This is a genomic window from Desulfovulcanus sp. (genome assembly GCF_982781345.1).
The window spans coordinates 1-3209 of sequence record NZ_CEYAEZ010000104.1 but is presented as its reverse complement, the minus strand read 5'-3'; the positions used below and the strand labels follow the sequence as shown (position 1 = coordinate 3209).

Here is a 3209-nt window from a genome sequence, read left to right as displayed (position 1 = left end):
TTACCTCGACCTGAAACCTCGATTTTAGTTACTGCAGGATAACCAGCCTCGAGCAAAGCTTTCATTACCTCTGTGCTCTTTTCTGGCCTGATAATAGCACGAACCATAATCATATTTGTTCTCCTTCTAATTAACTTTTTTGAGACAACGTATCTCTTCAGAATTATACAAACCCGGCTTTCAATTCAAAAAAACCGATTAATCTAACAGACCGAATTCCATGAGCAACTTTTCTAACTCTTCTATTTCAAGAGGATTAGGGACAATGAACATATCATTCTCATCTATATTTTTGGCCAGATTCCGGTAATGAGCAGCCTGTTCAGCTTTAGGATCGAACTGGATAACGGTCTGGCGGTTGATCTCAGCCTTCTGGACCATGTTGTCGCGGGGCACAAAATAGATCATCTGCGTGCCTAGTCTCCTGGCGAATTCTTCGATCATCTCCTTTTCGTTATCCACCTTACGGCTGTTACAGATCAGCCCGCCCAGGCGAACTCCACCAGCCTCAGCGAATTTCCTAATTCCCTTACAGATGTTGTTGGCCGCGTACATGGCCATCATCTCACCTGAACAGACAATGTAAATCTCCTGAGCCTTGCCCTCACGAATAGGCATGGCAAAACCACCACAAACAACGTCACCAAGTACGTCGTAAAAAACATAATCGAGCTGTTCAGACTCCTCGTAGGCCCCCAAGGATTCCAAAAGGTTAATGGATGTGATGATGCCTCTGCCAGCACATCCAACACCAGGCTCCGGACCTCCTGACTCGACGCAATAGGTGTTACCAAAGCCGCCTTTGCGGATATCCTCTAACTCCACGTCCTCACCTTCCTCTCGCAAGGTATCGAGAACTGATTTCTGAGCCAAACCACCAAGCAAGAGCCTGGTCGAGTCAGCCTTGGGATCGCAGCCTACAACCATGACTTTCCGCCCCATTTCCACCAGACCAGCAACTGTATTTTGAGTCGTAGTAGATTTACCAATACCTCCCTTTCCGTAAATAGCTACTTTTCTCATGGAACCCTCCCGGTTAAAGTGTTTTGATGTTTGATAACTCTATTAAGGCAAGGGTCGTGCCAGTAGTTCTAAAAAGCTGCTATATTTCTTTACAACTATTGAGATTAACTAAAAAAAATAAAAAAAGCAGAACAATTTTCAACAATTTTAAAACTAAGCAAACACAATAATATATAAAACGATTTTGCATGTTACTACATTTTTGTATTATACTTAAAAAAATATTTTTTAATTATTAATGGATAATTAGCTAAAATAATAGACTTTAATTGCCTTAACATTGACAGATTATATTTCTATAAAAATTAAAATTATAGCATCAAAAATGTATATTTATCCCCTAAATGAAAAATGGCGATGCTTACAGATATAATCATGTGACAAGGTAAATAAAATTTTGAAATCTATTTTGACCTTGAAATAAACCAGAAGATTAAAAGACAAATTGTAGAATTTTGCTTAAGAAAAACAGAACTTGAGAAAACCATTTCGGACAAGAATAAAAAAATATCATAATTTTTACATGAGACAGATACATTTACTCCAAAAAAATAACAAAACCTTCTGGTCTCCGTGCAAGGCAGAAATTATGACTCATTAACCTTTTAAGAAGTGCAGATCGTTTCTCAGTGACTACAAAACTAGTAAGTACAAACACACAAGACGATTTTGCATGTTATTGCATTTTTGTAACGCACAACAAGTACTTGCTAATTATTAACAAACCATCAGCTAACACTATAGAATTTAATGATTTTAGCGTCGTCAGGTTAGAGTTCTACAAAGTCCAAAATGATGGCATCAAAAATGCAACACTACCCTGTAAAGAGGAACGAACAATGCTTACGGACAAAACTCCACGAGAAGTGGAACAACAATTTGTAGTCTATTTTGACCTTTAAACAATAAAACAAATAAAATGATTTGTTGAATTTGGTATGGAGGAAATCAAACACGTAACGATGAGCTATGATAAGAATAAAAAAAATCCGCAACTTATACATTATTAGATAGAAACTTTAACCAAAAAAAATATTATAGAAACTTCTGGTAACCGTATAAGATAGAGGTTATTGCTAATTATTTTGTTAAAAATACAGAAAATTTTTTAACAGTATAATACAAATAAGTACAACGAAAAATGAAACAATTCTGTATATTATTACATTTTTGTAACACTCAACAAATTATTCTTAAATATTAACAAACAACTACTTAACACTATAAAATTTAATGACTTTCACATCTATAGATTAGTGTTCAATAAAATCTAAAATAGTGGCATCAAAAATGCATTTATACCATTAAGAAGAAAGAACAATACTTATAGATATTACTTAGCGTAAAAGAGAGAGGAAAAAATAAGATTCATCGCTTGCGCCCAGAATGACATGTTCGTACATCGTCATTCCGGAGTAAAAAATCTCTAAAGACCATAAAACGGAGAGAAGAGTTTCGTATGAGGGGAATTACACCGAAAGCAAATAACTCTAAAGTCAACAACTTTGAGGGAATCACTTTCGGTGTTTCCGTATAAAAAATTTCTAAAATTCAATAACTCAAGGAGGGTTTATGAGAATCAAAACAGCTATGTTAAGTATTTTCTTTGTTTTGCTAACCTTTTCTGGAATCGGCTGGGCCGAAGAACTCTCTGTGGCCGTCGCTGCCAACTTTATTTCTCCCATGCAAAAGATTGCTAAACTATTTACGCAGGAGACCGGAATAAAAATACTTACATCCTACGGGTCCACAGGGATGCTCTATAACCAGATCATCCACGGTGCGCCCTTTGACCTCTTTTTCGCTGCAGACATGCGTCGGCCTAAGTTGCTCAGGAAAAAAAAGCTTGCCGAACCACCGGTTATCTATGCCAAAGGTAAACTGGCCTTATGGACCGGACAAAAAAAGTTTTTTGGAGAAGCTGAGTGGACAGATGTAGTATCAAAGGCGGCAAAAATTGGCTTGGCTAATCCAAAAACCGCACCGTATGGTCAGGCCGCTGTTATTGCCATGCAAAAACGCGGAGTCCTGGAAAAGCTTAAACCTCGCCTGGTGTATGGACAAAACGTATCCCAGGCATTCCAATTCGCCACTACCGGTGGTGTGGATGTCTCATTTACTGCCCTTTCCTTAGCCCTTGATAAGGGCAAGGGTGGCAAATACTGGATGGTGGAAGAAGGTGGGGC

At 37.8% G+C, this 3209-nt stretch carries 2 protein-coding genes and 1 pseudogene; 1 reads left to right on the top strand and 2 read right to left on the bottom strand.

Annotated elements, in window-relative coordinates; all coding sequences use genetic code 11:
* Together AC3WVG_RS11240 and nifH are read right to left on the bottom strand one after the other, a co-directional pair.
* Positions 1-113, bottom strand: a 113-nt coding sequence (locus AC3WVG_RS11240; protein ID WP_488798210.1) for a P-II family nitrogen regulator, incomplete at its 3' end; no start/stop codon positions are given.
* An 85-nt stretch (positions 114-198) separates the two neighbouring features.
* Positions 199-1029 (bottom strand): annotated as a pseudogene (nifH, locus tag AC3WVG_RS11235) (nitrogenase iron protein); the annotation flags it as partial.
* 1566 nt (positions 1030-2595) lie between these two features.
* Here nifH and modA point away from each other — a divergent pair.
* A partial coding sequence (modA, locus tag AC3WVG_RS11230) for a molybdate ABC transporter substrate-binding protein (protein WP_488798209.1) occupies positions 2596-3209 on the top strand: 614 nt, incomplete at its 3' end.